This is a genomic window from Paraburkholderia sartisoli, assembly GCF_900107685.1.
GTDB classification, from domain to species: domain Bacteria; phylum Pseudomonadota; class Gammaproteobacteria; order Burkholderiales; family Burkholderiaceae; genus Paraburkholderia; species Paraburkholderia sartisoli.
In genome coordinates this window covers 269001-284846 of the sequence record NZ_FNRQ01000004.1, presented here as the reverse complement: position 1 = coordinate 284846, position 15846 = coordinate 269001, and the positions used below count along the sequence as shown (strand labels likewise).

At 62.6% G+C, this 15846-nt stretch carries 14 protein-coding genes; 7 read left to right on the top strand and 7 right to left on the bottom strand.

Translation table 11 applies throughout. The features are described 5' to 3' along the window. Window positions 1-11 precede the first annotated feature (11 nt). Window positions 12-731: a FadR/GntR family transcriptional regulator gene (locus tag BLV45_RS15140; RefSeq protein ID WP_090534388.1), complete on the bottom strand. Its 720-nt coding sequence runs from the start codon at window positions 729-731 to the stop codon at window positions 12-14. 245 nt (window positions 732-976) lie between these two features. On the opposite strand from BLV45_RS15140, the gene BLV45_RS15135 reads away from it, so the two are divergent. Further along, window positions 977-1801 (top strand): amidohydrolase family protein, encoded by an 825-nt coding sequence (locus tag BLV45_RS15135; protein WP_090534695.1) that lies wholly within the window; start codon window positions 977-979, stop codon window positions 1799-1801. Between the two features lie 32 nt (window positions 1802-1833). Here BLV45_RS15135 and BLV45_RS15130 read toward each other — a convergent pair whose 3' ends face one another. Beyond that, the gene (locus BLV45_RS15130; protein WP_090534386.1) at window positions 1834-4200 is read right to left on the bottom strand and encodes a DNA polymerase II; all 2367 of its coding nucleotides are present in this window, start codon (window positions 4198-4200) and stop codon (window positions 1834-1836) included. A 180-nt stretch (window positions 4201-4380) separates the two neighbouring features. On the opposite strand from BLV45_RS15130, the gene BLV45_RS15125 reads away from it, so the two are divergent. Then, on the top strand, window positions 4381-4734 hold the full coding sequence (locus BLV45_RS15125) for a DUF1428 domain-containing protein (protein ID WP_090534383.1): 354 nt from the start codon (window positions 4381-4383) through the stop codon (window positions 4732-4734). A 168-nt stretch (window positions 4735-4902) separates the two neighbouring features. After that, the gene (locus tag BLV45_RS15120) at window positions 4903-6342 is read left to right on the top strand and encodes an MFS transporter (RefSeq protein ID WP_090534381.1); all 1440 of its coding nucleotides are present in this window, start codon (window positions 4903-4905) and stop codon (window positions 6340-6342) included. A 52-nt stretch (window positions 6343-6394) separates the two neighbouring features. On the opposite strand, the gene BLV45_RS15115 is transcribed toward BLV45_RS15120, so the two are convergent. The 4 genes from BLV45_RS15115 to BLV45_RS27110 form a co-directional block, all read right to left on the bottom strand. After that, entirely contained in the window at window positions 6395-7405 is a 1011-nt protein-coding gene (locus tag BLV45_RS15115; RefSeq protein ID WP_090534379.1) for a DUF2891 domain-containing protein, read from the bottom strand. Between the two features lie 153 nt (window positions 7406-7558). Then, window positions 7559-8101: an ankyrin repeat domain-containing protein gene (locus BLV45_RS15110; protein WP_090534377.1), complete on the bottom strand. Its 543-nt coding sequence runs from the start codon at window positions 8099-8101 to the stop codon at window positions 7559-7561. Between the two features lie 98 nt (window positions 8102-8199). Further along, on the bottom strand, window positions 8200-8991 hold the full coding sequence (locus BLV45_RS15105; protein ID WP_176954170.1) for a TetR/AcrR family transcriptional regulator: 792 nt from the start codon (window positions 8989-8991) through the stop codon (window positions 8200-8202). An 87-nt stretch (window positions 8992-9078) separates the two neighbouring features. After that, entirely contained in the window at window positions 9079-9261 is a 183-nt protein-coding gene (locus tag BLV45_RS27110) for a hypothetical protein (protein WP_143130431.1), read from the bottom strand. Here BLV45_RS27110 and BLV45_RS15100 point away from each other — a divergent pair. From BLV45_RS15100 to BLV45_RS15085, 4 genes are all read left to right on the top strand, one after another. Continuing rightward, on the top strand, window positions 9260-10441 hold the full coding sequence (locus BLV45_RS15100; RefSeq protein ID WP_090534375.1) for an isovaleryl-CoA dehydrogenase: 1182 nt from the start codon (window positions 9260-9262) through the stop codon (window positions 10439-10441). The two genes, BLV45_RS27110 and BLV45_RS15100, sit on opposite strands and share 2 nt — an antisense overlap. A 33-nt stretch (window positions 10442-10474) precedes the next feature. Next, the gene (locus BLV45_RS15095) at window positions 10475-12082 is read left to right on the top strand and encodes a carboxyl transferase domain-containing protein (RefSeq protein ID WP_090534373.1); all 1608 of its coding nucleotides are present in this window, start codon (window positions 10475-10477) and stop codon (window positions 12080-12082) included. Between the two features lie 23 nt (window positions 12083-12105). Further along, window positions 12106-12891, top strand: coding sequence for an enoyl-CoA hydratase/isomerase family protein (locus BLV45_RS15090; RefSeq protein ID WP_090534371.1), 786 nt, complete (start codon window positions 12106-12108; stop codon window positions 12889-12891). 67 nt (window positions 12892-12958) lie between these two features. Continuing rightward, window positions 12959-14971 (top strand): acetyl/propionyl/methylcrotonyl-CoA carboxylase subunit alpha, encoded by a 2013-nt coding sequence (locus BLV45_RS15085; protein WP_090534369.1) that lies wholly within the window; start codon window positions 12959-12961, stop codon window positions 14969-14971. A 14-nt stretch (window positions 14972-14985) separates the two neighbouring features. Here the strand turns inward: BLV45_RS15085 and BLV45_RS15080 are convergent, their stop codons facing one another. Further along, complete coding sequence (locus BLV45_RS15080) at window positions 14986-15777, bottom strand: phosphate/phosphite/phosphonate ABC transporter substrate-binding protein (RefSeq protein WP_090534367.1); 792 nt, start codon at window positions 15775-15777, stop codon at window positions 14986-14988. Window positions 15778-15846: the final 69 nt, after the last annotated feature.

Sequence of the window (15846 nt, the reverse complement as noted above, 5' to 3'; positions counted from 1 at the left end):
TGCGCGCGCCCCTAAACGGGCTGGTCGTTCACGGTGCGATTCAGCGCGGCGCGGTCCTCGAAATCGTTCTCCGCGCGCCTGATGAGCGTGAGGACAGCGGCTTCCGCCCCCTGCGGATCACCTTTCTCGATCGCGACGCACAGCGCCTCGTGCATCGGCAGCGAGCGGGCCGGACCACCGGCGATCTCGGAGCTGAGCTCGAAGCTCGTGCGCAGAATCGCCGACAGCGCGTTCTGCATCTGCTGGATGAACTGGTTGTGACACGCGGTCAGGATCGCTCCGTGAAACGCGAGGTCGGCGGGAACGTATTCGCCGTGACCGGCGACCGCTCGCTCCATCGCCTTGAAGGCACGTCGCACCGCGCGTCGATCGTCTTCCGTCGCGCGCTTTGCGGCGAGCTTTGCGGCGTTCGGCTCGATGATCATCCGCAGTTCCATCAGGTCCTGGATCAGGCCGTCGTCGACCGCTTCCGCGCGCGCGCGCCAGGTGATCACGTCAGGATCGAACAGTTGCCATTGAGCGCGCGGCAGCACGACCGTGCCATACCGGCGGCGCACCTCGAGCATGCCCTTGGCGGACAGCGATTTCATTGTCTCGCGGATGACGATCCGGCTCACCTGCATCTGCTCCGCGAGAACAGGCTCCGCCGGCAGAATGTCGCCCGGCATGAATTTGCCTGAGCAGATCTGCTCGCCCATCTGGTTCAGAACCTGTCTGTGCAATGTGGCCATCATTCTCTCTAGATCATACGTATGATGTAGAAAGATAAATACGCATATGCACCTGTACAATAGGGGTTGACCCGAAGGAGGCTTGGGCTGGCGCTGTCAACCTGGCTTCATTCAGGTCGACGAGGTCGGTGCGATGGTTAGTCCGGAATGCAGCTTCACGACCGGCTTCACGTTCGATCTGACAGGCGGGAGGGCGATATATCGGGCGCGCGCCGTAGCAACGGAATTCACATAGAGTCTTGATGATGAACATCTTCGACGAAGACAAGATCGACTGCCACAACCATGTTTTCGATCCCGCGCGTTTTCCGTATCGCGTCGACACCGCGTACCGGCCGTCGATGCAGGAGATCGGCACGGCGGCGCAGTTTGCCCATGTGATGGACGCCTGTGGCGTGCGCCATGCGCTGCTCGTCGGGCCGACGAGTGGTTACCGCACCGACAACCGCTGCATGCTCGATGCGATTGCGAACGGCAACGGTCGCTTCAAGGGCATCGCGGTGATGGACAACGACGTGAGCCGAGCGGAACTGGTGGAGATGAAGGCGGCGGGCGTCGTGGGCGTTGCCTTCAATCCGGCGATGGAGGGCGTGGACGTGATGAGCGATGCAGGCGCGCTCTTCGATACGCTGGCCGACCTCGACATGTTCGCGCAGATCCAGGTCACCGGCGATCAACTGGTCGCGCTCCAGCCTCTGATCGCGCGGACCGCAACGCGGATACTCATCGACCATTGCGGCCGTCCCGAGATCGCGGCCGGCACGAATCAGGCCGGCTTCCAGGCGTTGCTGCGTCTTGCGGACACCGGTCGCGTCGTCGTCAAGATTTCCGGGCTGCAAAAGTTTTCGCAGCTTGCGCATCCGTATGAAGACGCGCAGGTCTTCGCGCGACACCTCCTTCGCGCGTTCGGCCCGGATCAATGTGTCTGGGGTTCGGACTGGCCGTTCCTGCGCTCGCCGGTGCGGATGGATTACGCGCCGCAGTTGACGCTCGCGCGGCAACTGATTCCCGATCCGGACGCGCGCCGACGCGTGCTGTGGCAGACGCCGCGCAGGTTGTTCGGTTTCTGAGCCTGCGGCACGGTGCGAGCCGCCATCGATCGTCAGAACAAGGCTTTCTGGCCCGACATCAGCGTCTCGAAGTCGTCGCCGAGCAGCGGAAGAATCGCGTCGGCCACAGGCTGCAGCTGGCGCGTGAGATAGTGGTTGTAGTCGATTGCCGAGCGTAACGTTTCCAGCGGCTCGGGGCCCGCGCCTGTCATCACGTAACTGATCCAGCCGCCGCTCTGGTATTGCAGCGGTCGACCTCGCTCGCGATTGAGTTCGTCGGCGAGGCGCGCGGCGCGCACGTGCGGCGGAACGTTGCGCTGATAGTCTTCGAGTGGACGACGCAGTCGCTTGCGATACACCAGTTGATCGTCGAACTCACCGCGTAGTGTTCGCTGAACGTAGTCGTGGATGTAATCCCGGTAGGGCTGCTGCTTGAAAATACGCAGATAAAGCTGCTGCTGAAAGCGCTGCGCGAGTGGCGTCCAGTCGGTGCGCACCGTTTCGAGCCCTTTATAGATGACGTCTTCGGAGCCATCCGCCAGTATGGTCAAACCCGCATAGCGCTTCTTGCTGCCTTCCTCCGTGCCGCGGACCGTGGGCATGAAAAAGCGCCGGTAGTGCCGCTCGAACTGAAGCTCGAGCGCGCTTTCGAGTCCAAAGCGCGCCTTTACGTGTTGTTGCCACCACTGGGTGATGTGCGTGACCAGCGCGCGACCGATCTGCGCGGCTTCGTCCTCGGGATGGGCGTGCCTGAGCCATACGAACATCGAATCGGTATCGCCGTAGATGACTTCGTAACCTTCCGCCTCGATCAGCTCGCGCGTTTTGCGCATGATTTCGTGGCCGCGCATCGTGATCGACGACGCAAGACGCGGATCGAAGAAGCGGCAACCCGTCGACCCCAGCACGCCATAGAACGCGTTCATGATGATTTTCAGCGCCTGCGAGAGCGGCTTGTTCTGCTCGCGTCTCGCGACTTCGCGTCCTTCCCAGACCTGACTGACGACAGACGGCAGACAGTGCTTGCTGCGCGAAAAGCGGGCGCCAAGGAAGCCCGGCACGGAATCGGCGTCATCCGGGTGTTGCATGCCTTCCACCAACCCGACCGGATCGATCAGAAACGTACGGATGATCGATGGATAAAGACTCTTGTAATCCAGCACGAGCACGGAATCGTAGAGGCCCGGGCGCGAATCCATGACGAGCCCGCCGGGGCTCGCTTGCCCGGCCACGTCGCCCGGGTTGGGCGCGACGAACCCGAGGCGATGCATCCGCGGCATGTAGAGATGCGTGAACGCCGCGACGGACCCGCCGCTGCGATCCGCGGCCAGCCCCGTGACGGTGGCGCGTTCCAGCAGGAACGTCAGCAGTTCCGTTCGGGCGAAGATGCGCGTGACCAGCTCGCAATCCTTGAGGTTGTACTTCGCAAGCGCCGGTTTGTCTTCGTCAAAGCGCCGCTGGATTTCCTCCATGCGCTGATACGGATTGTCGATGGATTTGCCTTCGCCGAGCACGGACTGCGCGACGTATTCAAGACTGAACGACGGAAAGCTCCATGTTGCCGACCTGAGCGCCTCGATGCCGTCGATGATCAGGCGTCCGGCGGCACCCGCAAAGAAATGGTTCTTCTGATGACCGTGCTCGCGCCATTCCATGACGCTTGCGCCGCGTCCGAGTCTGAGCGGAACGCGATAACGTTCGGCGTGTTCGTGCAACACGCGCAGATCGAACTGGACGAGATTCCAGCCAATAATCGCATCGGGATCGTGAACGGCGAACCATTCATTGAGCTTTTCCAGCATCCGCAGCCGGCTTTCGCAATATTCAAACTGAAAGTCGACGAGGCTTGCGTCGCCATTCGCGGGACCGAGCATATACACCTGGCGCTGACCGCAACCTTCCAGCGCGATCGAATACAGATCGCCATGCGCACTGGTTTCGATATCGAGCGACACCAGCCTGAGTTGCGGGCGGTACGCTGGAGAAGGCTTCATCTCGGCGTTCACGAGCATGCCGTCTTCGGTTGCCTCGCCGCTAAACGTGACAGGTGCCGTGATGAATCGCTCCATCATGTAGCGCTCGGGCGGGAAGATGTCCGCCTCATAGACATCGACACCACCTTGCCTTAGCCGCTTTTCCAGCGCGCCGAGCTGGCGATAGTGCTGGCAATACATCCCCAATACGGGACGATGATGAAAATCGATGAGCTCCAGCGGACGCAACTCGACTTGCGATTCGCGACGCAATACCGTCTCGGCGCGCTCGCGCTGCTCCGAGGGGATGAACGCCACCGACGCCTGCGGGCGCAGCCGGATGTGACGCGGGCCCTCATCGGTTGCGAGCCAGAACTCGACCTCCGTGCCGGTAGCCGTATCGCGCCAGTGTCGGGTCAGAAGAAAGCCTTGATGTTGCTCAGTCAAACGATCGCCTTTGGGTACGCATCTCTCGGGGCGATTTTACTGTCTGCGCGCCCGCGGCGTTGTCGATTTCCTGCTGCGCCGTTCGTCGTATGTGAAGGGAGAGAAGGCTGACAATGGGCTGCGCCGCAGCGATGCGCCTTCCCGCCCTCATTCCATTTCAATCGAAGAAGGAGCACGTTCATGACCTACATCGACGGTTTTGTTGCAGCGGTACCGACAGCCAGCCGTGAAGCGTTCAGGCAACACGCCGAGGCCGCCGCGGTGGTCTTCAGGGAGCAGGGGGCCTTGCAGGTGGTCGAATGCTGGGGCGACGACGTACCGGAAGGAACGCTGACCTCGTTTCCGATGGCCGTTAAACGCAAGGATGACGAGACCGTTGTCTTTTCGTGGATTCTCTGGCCCTCCCGCCAGGTGCGCGACAAGGGCATGCAGGCCGTCATGGCGGACCCGCGATTGCGGCCCGAGACGAATCCGATGCCGTTCGACGGCAAGCGGGCGATTTTCGGCGGCTTCGAAGTGATCGTGCAAGCCTGATCCGCGGTCACGGGGGCCATGTTTGTGGGGAAAATCACGATGTTCGAACCGTTCAGGGGCGCTCGCCGCTAGAATGCTGCCGGACCTTGCGCCCGGCGGTGCATGCGCTCATCGCACGCGTGCGGAGTGAAAAGCCGGCGCAAGACCGGCCTCACTCTGGAGACAAGAATGGCAACCCCTGAACAGGACCGGGCCGCTGCACACGCGACGGCCTCCCGTGAATCCGCCACCCTCGCGATCGACGCCGGCACCATTTCCGCGCGTCTTGACCGGCTGCCCGCGACGCGTTCGATCTGGAAGCTCGTCGTTCTGCTAAGCCTCGGCTTTTTCTTTGAACTGTACGATCTGCTTTATAGCGGCTACGTGGCCCCCGGGCTCGTCAGGAGCGGCCTGCTGACCGCCACGACGCACGGTCTCTTTGGCACAACCGGTATCGCAAGTTTTATCGCCGCGCTGTTCGCGGGCCTCTTTATCGGCACGATCGCCTGCGGCTTTCTTGCCGACCGTTTTGGGCGCCGCGCAATCTTCACCTGGTCGCTTCTCTGGTACACGGTGGCCAACGTCATCATGGCGTTCCAGGAGACGGCGCTCGGGTTGAACGTCTGGCGTTTCATCGCGGGTGTGGGCATTGGCGTCGAACTCGTGACGATCGGCACGTACATCGCGGAACTGGTGCCGAGGCAGATTCGCGGCCGGGCGTTCGCCTGCGAGCAGGCGGTCGGCTTTACGGCCGTACCGATCGTGGCGTTTCTCGCGTATCTGCTGGTGCCGCATGCTTTCTTTGGGCTCGACGGCTGGCGCTGGGTGGTGCTGATCGGCGCGCACGGCGCGCTCTTTGTGTGGTGGATTCGCCGCGCGTTGCCCGAGAGCCCGCGATGGCTCGCGCAGCAGGGGCGTCTCGACGAAGCCGACCGTGTGATGACCGCGGTCGAAACCCGGGTGGAGGCCGAATACGGCCGGCCGTTGCCGCCGCCGGAGCCGGTCGCGGCGACGCCGGAACGCGGCCGGTTTCGCGACATGTGGGTGCCGCCGTACCGTTCGCGCACGTTGATGATGGTGATCTTCAACGTGTTCCAGACGGTGGGGTTCTATGGCTTCGCCAACTGGGTGCCGACGCTGCTGATCAAACAGGGCATCACGATCACGACGAGCCTGCTGTATTCGAGCATCATCGCGCTGGCTGCACCGCTCGGACCCGTGATCGGGCTGGCGATTGCGGACCGTTTCGAGCGCAAGAGCGTGATCGTCGCGACGGCGGGGGCGATCATGGTGTGCGGATTGTGGTTCAGCCAGGTGTCGAATGCATTGCTGCTCGTAGGGCTCGGCGTGTGCCTGACGCTCGCAAGCAACATCATGTCGTACAGCTATCACGCGTACCAGACCGAGCTGTTCCCGACGAGCATCCGTGCGCGCGCGGTTGGTTTTGTCTATTCGTGGAGCCGGTTCTCCGCGATCTTTACCGCGTTCGTGATTGCTGCCGCGTTGCGGCAGTTTGGTTCGACAGGGGTGTTCGTGTTGATCGCCGGCGCGATGCTGATCGTCATGGCGGCGATTGGATTGATGGGACCACGCACGAAGGGTCGTGCGCTTGAAGCCATTTCGCGCTGAACGGGACGATCCCGGGAGGGATCGTCCACGTGGCACGTGGTGCCCTCAAGCCTTACGCCTCCAGCGCCAGCAACGCGAACGTAGCGAGCCAGTGTTCGCCCATGTAGTCGCCTGCGACGTGATCCAGCGCGGCCGCCAGATGCGTATCGGCGGCTTCGAGAAGCACGGTGGCGCGCGCATCGCCCGCAGGCAGTGCCCGCGCGATCGAGCGTTGGCACCACGCGCGGCTGAGATTCAAACCGTCGAGGTGCGCGATCTTTCCGTCCGTGCGGTCTGTCACCGTGGCCGGTATGAAGAGCGTCGCGGGTTTGCGCGCGGCAATCTCCGGCAGGAAGCGCGTGAACCACGCGATGAATTCCTCCGGGGACAACACGCGCTGCATCAATGCGGCTTCCATCAGCGACGGCGACAGGAATTCGTCACCCGACGGCTCCCACGCCTGGCACGCGGCGTCTTCCAGATACCATCGCTTCGACGTGTCGGCGATCAGGGCGGCGAGCGGCCGATGGCCCGTCTGCCGTGCGAAATCGAGTGCAAGCGAAAGTGCAAACGCCGTGTTGAAATGCGTGCCGACACGCAAAGGATACGTCGACTTCGGCAGAAATTCCTCGAAGCGTTCGACAAACGCCTGGGTGAGTGGCGCGATCGTCGCGGCCCAGGTTGAAGCCTGCGGCAAGCTCATGGACTGCACCTGCGCCGCGAGTGCCAGCAGCCAGCCCCAGCCATACGGACGCTCGAAACCGCGGTTGTGCGGCAGGTCCAGATAGGCCATCTCACCCGCCACGTTCGCCGCGGTGAAATGCGCATCGACGATTGCAATGATGCGCTTCGCTTCGGGCAGGTCAGGAAAGCGGTCGATCAGTTTCAGCACGAGCCAGTAACCGTGTACGCACGAATGCCAGTCGTAGCTGCCATAGAAAACCGGGTGAAGTGCGCGCGGCCCCTGCACATCCTGTGGACCGGCCAGCGAATGGGTCAGCTTGTTCGGATACTCGCGCGTCAGGTGATCGAGCGCCAGCGTTGCGAATTTCGATGCGATAGCAGAAGTGAGTTGAGTGGTCATCGGTACACCAGCAAAAGCGTTAGCCTGCATTGTGCAGGCACGTGATGATTGTGCCTCGATTGCATCCAGCGTGTTCAGGATGCACGAAAAAACCATGTGCCGAAGTGTGCCGGCAGTTCCGTATGGACGTGCCCGCAAACGTCGCCCGGATCCTCACGATTTCGCTTTCGCAAGAATCGCCGGCGTATCCGGCGCGCCCATTCTGTTTGCTGCATCCAGTGGCGTAAATCCACCCGAGTCGCGCGCCTGGCTGTTGGCGCCGTTCGCGATCAGCAGCTCGACGATCTCCGTGCGATTGAACATCGCGGCGATCATGAGCGCGGTGCGGCCATCGGGTGACGCACCTTCGACATCCGCGCCATGCGCGAGCAATGTTTCAATCACGCTCTTGAATCCTTTAAACGCAGCCCCGGCAATCGGCGTCTGGCCATTGTTGTTGCGCAGGTCGGGATCCGCACCATGTTCCGCAAGCGTTCGCACTGCGTCGACGTGCCCGTGATACGCCGCGAGCATCAGCAGGCTGTCGCCTTTCTCGTTGCGAAGATTGGGCGGCACGCCTTTCCTGATCACAACGGCGAGCGTGGCGGCGTCGCCGCGTCGTGCGAGATCGAAGACTTCGCGCGCCACTTCGACGAGATCAGGGTCGATTTCGGTCGAGGGTTGTGACGCCGTGGGTGAGTTGGGATGATCTGTCAAAGTGAGCTCCTTCCGTCAGGGCATGCCGCGAGGCGGCGCAGGGACTTCGGTCAGGATACGCATTTTGTGCGAAGCGTGCGCGTGGCTTGTGTTCGCTTTCAGGCCGTGCCCGTGCCTGTTTCCTTGCGCGTGCGCCGGGTCATGGTCGCGGTTTTGTCGGGATGTCCCGCCTTGTGCGCTGCTTCGGCCGCCTCGAGTTGGCGCGTTGCCTCGCCCACCACGTGGCGAAACTGCAGCAGCGCGCCAAGCGATGCGTCCGGCGGTTGCAGCGCCGACCACAGCACGTCGATCAGGCGGTCGGCGGTCGCGTCGATATCGATCCGGCGATTGACCAGCGTCGCGTCCCAGAGCACGTGTTCCATCGGTCCGAACACCATCGAGCGCAACAGTCGCAGCGGCACATCCTGGCGGATCTGGCCGGTTTCCTGCCCCAGCGCCAGCACCCGCATGAGCGGTGCCGTGTAACGGCGTTGCAGTTCAACCAGCGCCTCGCTGAGTTCGTGCTGACGCGCGCGCCCTTCCGATAGCACGAGCGAGCACAGGCCGGTGCCGTTCACCAGCATCAGGCGAAGGTGCATCCGCACGATGAATGCGAACTGCTGGCGCACCGTGCCGTCGCGGGGCAGGCCCGATTCGATGGCGTCGATGATCTCGTCATACCAGTCGCCGATCACGCGCGCGCACAGTTCGCGTTTGCCGCGGAAATAACTGAACACGGTGGCCTCGGAAATGCCGAGACGCTGCGCGATTTCGGACGTGGTGGCGCGCTCGTAGCCCTTTTCGGAGAAAACGTCGCGCCCTGTCTGAAGGATTTCCTTCACACGCTGTTGTGACTTGCGCCCGGCCGGCAGGCGGCGCGATGGAGGCAATTTGGCCTTCGGGACGGCCATGATATGAGTCCGGTTCAATTTCAAGCGCTCGATGCGCACGATGAAATCCATGTTAGCACGACAGTATGCGTATACAAGGCGGATTCGTCATAATTGAGCAATACTCAAAAAAACATATTGACGTATACGTAAATGTGGCGTGAAATTCGCCTTGAGCGGCCGCGACGCATGGATCATCATGAGAGCGGCCAGAGAGGATCGCTGAGCCCCGCTCAGAAATCCGGCACGCCCAGCCAGGGCGGCCGCCACGGAATTCCAGGAGACATCCATGACGCATCTGCCCGGTTTGCAGTTTCCGCTAGGTGAGGAAATTGAAATGCTGCGCGACAGCATTGCAGGGTTCGCCGCTAAAGAAATCGCTCCGCGTGCGGCGGAAATCGACCGCACCGACCAATTCCCGATGGACCTGTGGCGCAAATTCGGCGATCTCGGCGTGCTGGGCATGACGGTCTCCGAGGAATACGGCGGCGCGAACATGGGCTATACGGCTCATATGGTCGCGATGGAGGAGATCTCGCGTGCGTCGGCTTCGGTGGGCCTTTCGTATGGCGCGCACTCCAACCTCTGCGTGAACCAGATTCACCGCAACGGCACCGAAGCGCAAAAGCGCACATACCTGCCGAAGCTGCTATCCGGCGAACACGTCGGCGCGCTCGCGATGAGCGAGCCGAACGCGGGTTCGGACGTGGTCAGCATGAAACTGCGCGCCGAAAAGAAAGGCGACCGCTATGTGCTGAACGGCACGAAGATGTGGATCACCAACGGCCCCGATTGCGACACGCTTGTGGTCTACGCAAAGACCGATGTCGAAGCGGGCTCGCGCGGCATCACTGCGTTTATCGTCGAGAAGGGCATGAAGGGCTTTTCGGTTGCGCAGAAGCTCGACAAGCTCGGCATGCGTGGCTCGCACACCGGCGAACTCGTGTTCGAAAACGTCGAAGTGCCGGAAGAAAACATCCTGGGCCAGTTGAACGGCGGTGTGAAGGTGCTGATGAGCGGGCTCGACTACGAGCGTGCGGTGCTGGCGGGCGGCCCGACGGGCATCATGGTCGCGGTGATGGATTCGGTCGTGCCGTATATCCACGATCGCAAGCAGTTCGGTCAGTCGATCGGAGAATTCCAGCTGATCCAGGGCAAGGTCGCGGATCTGTACACCACGTTGCAGGCGTGCCGCGCGTATCTGTACGCGGTGGGCCGTCAGCTCGACACGATCGGCTCGGAACACGTGCGCCAGGTGCGCAAGGATTGCGCGGGCGTGATTCTGTACACGGCTGAAAAGGCGACGTGGATGGCCGGCGAGGCGATCCAGATTCTGGGCGGCAACGGCTACATCAACGAATATCCGGTGGGGCGTCTGTGGCGCGATGCGAAGCTCTATGAAATCGGTGCCGGCACGAGCGAGATCCGTCGCATGCTGATTGGCCGCGAGCTGTTCGCGGAGACGATGTAAGTCCGCCCACGCGCCGAAACGGAGAGCCACGCGATGCCGATCATAGAAACAAAACTGAATCCGCGCTCGGACGATTTCCGCGCAAACGCGGCCGCGCTGGAGGCGCTGGTTGCCGATCTGAAGGCCAGGATCGCCGCGCTCTCGCTGGGCGGGGGCGCAGCCGCGCGTGAGAAGCACGTCTCGCGCGGCAAGTTGCTGCCGCGCGAGCGCATTGCGCAACTGCTCGATCCAGGCACGCCGTTTCTCGAACTGTCGCAACTCGCGGCGTTCGGCATGTACAACAACGATGCGCCGGGTGCCGGTGTCATCACGGGCATCGGGCGCATTGCCGGGCAGGAGTGCGTGATCGTCTGCAACGACGCGACGGTGAAGGGCGGCACGTACTATCCGGTCACGGTCAAGAAACACGTGCGCGCGCAGGAAATCGCCGCGGAAAACCGCTTGCCGTGCGTGTATCTGGTCGATTCGGGTGGCGCGAATCTGCCGAACCAGGACGACGTGTTTCCGGATCGCGATCACTTCGGTCGCATTTTCTACAACCAGGCGAATCTTTCGGCTGAAGGCATTCCGCAGATCGCGGTCGTGATGGGCTCGTGTACGGCGGGCGGCGCCTATGTGCCCGCGATGAGCGACGAGTCGATCATCGTCAGGAACCAGGGCACGATTTTTCTCGGCGGGCCGCCGCTGGTGAAGGCCGCAACCGGCGAAGTGGTCAGCGCCGAGGATCTGGGCGGTGGCGACGTGCATACGCGCCTGTCCGGTGTCGTCGATCATCTTGCGCAAAACGACGCGCACGCGCTTGCGATTGCGCGCAACATCGTCGGCAACCTGAACTGTGTGAAGCAGCCACCTGTCGCGCTGCGCGAGCCAACGCCGCCGCGTTATGACGTCAAGAGCATGTATGGCGTGATTCCCGTCGACACGCGCAAGCCGTTCGATATCCGCGAGGTGATCGCGCGTGTCGTCGACGATTCCGCGTTCGACGAATTCAAGGCCCGCTATGGCACGACGCTCGTTTGCGGCTTCGCGCATATCTGGGGACACCCGGTCGGCATCATCGCGAACAACGGCATCCTGTTTTCCGAATCCGCGCTCAAGGGCGCGCATTTCATCGAACTGTGCTGCCAGCGCAGGATTCCGCTCGTGTTCCTGCAGAACATCACGGGCTTCATGGTGGGCCGCAAGTACGAGAACGAGGGCATCGCGCGCAACGGCGCGAAGATGGTAACGGCTGTGGCAACCGCGAAGGTGCCGAAGTTCACGGTGATCATCGGCGGCTCGTTCGGCGCGGGGAATTACGGCATGTGTGGCCGCGCGTATTCGCCGCGTTTTCTGTGGATGTGGCCCAACGCGCGCATTTCCGTGATGGGCGGCGAGCAGGCGGCGTCGGTTCTCGCAACGGTCAAGCGCGATGGCATCGAAGGCAAGGGCGGCACGTGGACGGCGGAACAGGAAGAAGCGTTCAAGCAACCGATCCGCGAGCAATACGAGCATCAGGGGCACCCGTATTACGCGAGCGCGCGCCTGTGGGACGACGGTGTGATCGATCCGGCGCAGACGCGCGACGTGCTGGGTCTGGGGCTGTCAGCTTCGATGAATGCGCCGATCGGGGACACGCGTTTCGGCGTGTTCAGAATGTGACACACGCGAAGGAGCCCGGCAGCATGCAATACGATCATGTGGACGTCGCGTTTTCCGCTCAGGTGGCGACCGTGACGCTGAATCGCCCCGACGTGCGCAACGCGTTCAACGAAGCGATGATCGCCGAACTGACCGGCGTGTTCGAATCGATGGGCGAACGGCAGGACGTGCGCGCGGTTGTACTGGCCGCGAACGGCAAGGCGTTTTGCGCGGGCGCGGACCTGAACTGGATGAAGAAGATGGCGGGTTTCTCGGATGACGAGAACCGTGCCGACGCAATGCGCCTCGCGAACATGCTCAGTGCGATCTACCGCTGCCCCCAACCTGTGATCGCGCGCGTGAGTGGCGACGCATACGCGGGCGGCATGGGGCTGATCGCCGCGTGCGACATCGTGGTGGCGGTCGATACGGCACGCTTCTGCCTGTCCGAGGCGCGTCTTGGCCTGATTCCCGCGACGATCGCGCCGTATGTGATCCGCGCGCTTGGCGAGCAGGCTTCGCGCCGTTACTTCACGACGGCCGAGCAGTTCGATTGCGCGACCGCGTTGCGGCTCGGTCTGGTGAGCGAAATGGTTGCCGCAGAGCGGCTTGATGCAACCGTACAGCAGCTCGTGGAAACGCTGGTTGCAAACAGCCCGCATGCGGTACGCGAGTGCAAACGGCTCGTGCAGGACGTGGCGGGCCGCACACTCGATACCGCATTGATCGAAGACACCGCAGCGCGAATTGCGCGCATACGGGCGAGCGAGGAAGGCCGCGAAGGTGTTGCGTCGTTCCTTGAAAAGCGCGCGCCTGCATGGCGTATCTGATGCAACGAACGCATGCGTCGCGTGCGCGATGCCCAGCATAAAGAACAGCCCGGGAGCGAGACACCTCATGTTCAACAAGATCCTGATTGCAAACCGGGGCGAGATTGCATGCCGCGTGGCGGCCACCTGCAAGCGTCTTGGCATCACGAGTGTCGCGGTGTATTCCGATGCGGACGCGAATGCAAAGCACGTTTTCGCGTGCGACGAGGCGGTTCATATCGGTGGGTCGACGGTGGCGGAAAGCTATCTGCGCATCGAACGCATCATCGAGGCCGCGCGAGCGACGGGCGCGCAGGCGGTGCATCCGGGCTACGGCTTCCTGTCGGAAAACGAGGATTTCGCGCATGCGTGCGAGAAGGCCGGCATCGTATTTATCGGGCCGCCGGTTAGCGCGATTGCCGCGATGGGTTCTAAGGCGGCGGCCAAGGCGTTGATGCATTCAGCCGCCGTGCCGCTCGTGCCGGGTTATCACGGCGACGATCAGGACACGGTGCTGCTGCATCGCGAAGCCGATTCGATCGGCTATCCGGTGCTGCTGAAGGCGAGCGCGGGCGGTGGCGGAAAAGGCATGCGGGTGGTCGAACGCAGCGAGGATTTCGCGGCGGCGCTCGCGTCATGCAAGCGCGAGGCAGCGAGCAGCTTCGGCAACGATCGCGTGCTGATCGAAAAGTATCTGACGCGGCCACGGCACGTCGAAGTGCAGGTCTTTGCGGATACGCAGGGCGGCGCTGTGTGGCTGTTCGATCGCGACTGCTCGGTGCAGCGCCGTCACCAGAAAGTGCTGGAAGAAGCGCCCGCGCCAGGTCTTGATACATCGTTGCGTGTCGCGATGGGCGAAGCGGCGGTGGCCGCTGCGCGCGCGGTGAATTACGTCGGCGCGGGCACCGTCGAATTCATCATGACCGGCGACGCGTTCTATTTCATGGAAATGAACACGCGCCTGCAGGTCGAACATCCGGTCACGGAGATGGTGACGGGCCTCGATCTTGTCGAGTGGCAACTGCGCGTGGCCTCAGGTGAGCCGTTGCCGCTGACGCAGGACGAATTGCGCGTCGACGGTCATGCGATCGAGGCGCGCATCTATGCGGAAAATCCCGCGCGCGGCTTCCTGCCTTCGACGGGTACGCTCAAGCATCTGCGAATGCCGGAGGGCGTCGAGTTCACGACCGGCGAGACGGCGAACGGCCGCGCGCCGGTGCGCATCGATAGCGGCGTGCGTGAAGGCGACACGATTACGCCGTTCTACGATCCGATGATCGCCAAGCTGATCGTGCATGGCGCGACACGCGCGGAAGCGCTGGCCCGGATGAACCGCGCATTGCGCGAATGCGAGGTGGTTGGGCCGTACACGAACGTCGAGTTCCTGCAACGGATCGTGACGAGCGAGCCGTTTTCATCGGCGGATCTCGACACGGGGCTGATCGAGCGTCATCACGAAGCGCTCTTTGCGCCGCTGCAAAAGCCTTTTAAGGAAGCGCTCGCGCTGGCGTGCGGTGCATTGCTGACGCGCGAAGGCGGTACCGCCCACGGCGCGTCGCCATGGGATGCGCTGTCGCACTGGCGCCTGAACGGCGGCTATACGCAAACGCTTTCATGGCGCGATGTCACCAGCGAAACGGCGTTTTCAGCCACGTTCGCCCGCGACGGCGAAACGCAGACGCTCGATCATGCCGGCCAGTGCGAGAGCTTCACGTGGTGGCGTGGCGAAAACGCACATGAGTTCGGCGCGACGATCGGCGATTCGCGCGTGACAGGTCGCGTGTTTATCGATGGCGACGTTTTCCACGTGTTTTGCCGCGGTTTCGCGCTTGCATTCGAGTGGCAGAACCTGCTTGCCCACGCGGCCGATGCCGAGCACGGCGAAGGCCGGCTGACCGCGCCGATGCCGGGCAAGGTGATCGCGGTGCTGGTCGAACCGGGGACGGTGGTGGAAAAGGGTACGCCGCTCATCGTGATGGAAGCGATGAAGATGGAGCACACCATCGGCGCACCGGCGGCGGGCACGGTCGCGGAAGTGTTGTACGCGGTGGGCGATCAGGTGGCCGATGGCGCACAGCTTCTGGTGATGGAAGTGAGCTGACTTCGTGTGCAGGTTCAGGCGAGGCGTGTATAGCCGAAGGTTAGCGCCTCGTTTTCAAGCTGTTCAATGCGCGCGTAGTCCGTCAGTGACAGCCTGGAAAAGCCCTTCAGGCGCAGACGTTTTGTGCGAACGGGATTGGCGTGCAGCGCATTGTCCAGCGCGCTTCGAAGTGCCTCGACGGTCGATGCGTCAACGTTGTTGCTGGCGACCAGTGGCAGTCCCGGCGACGCCTGCGTCCATGCAACCTCGCGCACTGCCCGTGCGAGTCGAGGTAATCCGTCCCGCACGAACGCCATCGTCACGCAATCGATTGCCGCAATATCCGCCCGGTTTTCGGCGATTGCCATCAGTGAGCCGACGTGTGAGCCGGTAACAACCGCTTCGCCAAAGTACGAACCATCGCGTGAAAGCGGTGCGATTGCGTGCCGCAGTGCATTCATTCCGCTATTTGAGTCGGGCTGGTTAAATGCCACACGCAGCCCGCGTGACGCGTCAAGCGAATGAACGGGTCCGTCGGCACGCGTCACGATCACGCTGGAATAGTTCGGACCCACACAACCCGGCGCATCGAATTCTGGTGTCGCGATCAGTTGCACGTGTTCGTGCAGTCCATGCATCAGCGGGTAGCCGCAGGTCTGCGAAATCAGGAGATCCGCGCGGCGCCAGAATGCGTCCAGCGATTCATCGGCTTCGACGATACGTGTCAGCGGCGCTGCCTCACGTAGCACGTCGGCGAGAAACGCGCGCCAGTCCGCCGCAAGCGCGGGCGTCACGTTGTACATCGGAAGCGAGGCGATCCAGTTCATGCCGCCGATTCTGGCATATCGGCCGGGTCGCCGTCGTGACGCATCGAGCGCTCAAGATGGCCGGCGTCT

Bases quoted from the DNA above. Each gene is read 5' to 3' on its own strand.
- BLV45_RS15140 (WP_090534388.1), bottom strand. From the start codon at position 731: ATGGCCACATTGCACAGACAGGTTCTGAACCAGATGGGCGAGCAGATC.
- BLV45_RS15135 (WP_090534695.1), top strand. From the start codon at position 977: ATGAACATCTTCGACGAAGACAAGATCGACTGCCACAACCATGTTTTC.
- BLV45_RS15125 (WP_090534383.1), top strand. From the start codon at position 4,381: ATGACCTACATCGACGGTTTTGTTGCAGCGGTACCGACAGCCAGCCGT.
- BLV45_RS15120 (WP_090534381.1), top strand. From the start codon at position 4,903: ATGGCAACCCCTGAACAGGACCGGGCCGCTGCACACGCGACGGCCTCC.
- BLV45_RS15115 (WP_090534379.1), bottom strand. From the start codon at position 7,405: ATGACCACTCAACTCACTTCTGCTATCGCATCGAAATTCGCAACGCTG.
- BLV45_RS15105 (WP_176954170.1), bottom strand. From the start codon at position 8,991: ATGGCCGTCCCGAAGGCCAAATTGCCTCCATCGCGCCGCCTGCCGGCC.
- BLV45_RS15100 (WP_090534375.1), top strand. From the start codon at position 9,260: ATGACGCATCTGCCCGGTTTGCAGTTTCCGCTAGGTGAGGAAATTGAA.
- BLV45_RS27110 (WP_143130431.1), bottom strand. From the start codon at position 9,261: ATGGATGTCTCCTGGAATTCCGTGGCGGCCGCCCTGGCTGGGCGTGCC.
- BLV45_RS15095 (WP_090534373.1), top strand. From the start codon at position 10,475: ATGCCGATCATAGAAACAAAACTGAATCCGCGCTCGGACGATTTCCGC.
- BLV45_RS15090 (WP_090534371.1), top strand. From the start codon at position 12,106: ATGCAATACGATCATGTGGACGTCGCGTTTTCCGCTCAGGTGGCGACC.
- BLV45_RS15085 (WP_090534369.1), top strand. From the start codon at position 12,959: ATGTTCAACAAGATCCTGATTGCAAACCGGGGCGAGATTGCATGCCGC.
- BLV45_RS15080 (WP_090534367.1), bottom strand. From the start codon at position 15,777: ATGAACTGGATCGCCTCGCTTCCGATGTACAACGTGACGCCCGCGCTT.